Source organism: Deinococcus alpinitundrae (assembly GCF_009982895.1).
Lineage (GTDB): Bacteria > Deinococcota > Deinococci > Deinococcales > Deinococcaceae > Deinococcus > Deinococcus alpinitundrae.
Genome location: NZ_WXZL01000278.1, coordinates 1 through 268, shown reverse-complemented (window position 1 = coordinate 268; position 268 = coordinate 1). Strand labels below are relative to the sequence as shown.

Sequence of the window (268 nt, the reverse complement as noted above, 5' to 3'; positions counted from 1 at the left end):
CGACGCTGCTCGCGCATCTGCGCCCCGGCGACTGCGTGCTGCACTCCCAGCCGCTCTACGGCGGCACCGAGACGCTCATCGCGCGCACGCTCACGCCGATGGGCATCGCCGCGGTCGGGTTCGCGGACGGCGTCGGCGAGACCGCGCTCCGCACCGCCAAGGACGAGGCGCGGCGCAAGGGGCGCGTCTCCGTGATCATGATCGAGACGCCGTCGAACCCGATCAACACGCTGGTCGACATCGCGCTCGTGCGGCGCATCGCCGACGA

General features: G+C 72.4%; 1 protein-coding gene. It reads left to right on the top strand.

The window, feature by feature from the left end:
• Positions 1-268, top strand: a 268-nt coding sequence (locus tag GUI70_RS23385) for a PLP-dependent transferase (protein WP_202630609.1), incomplete at both ends; no start/stop codon positions are given.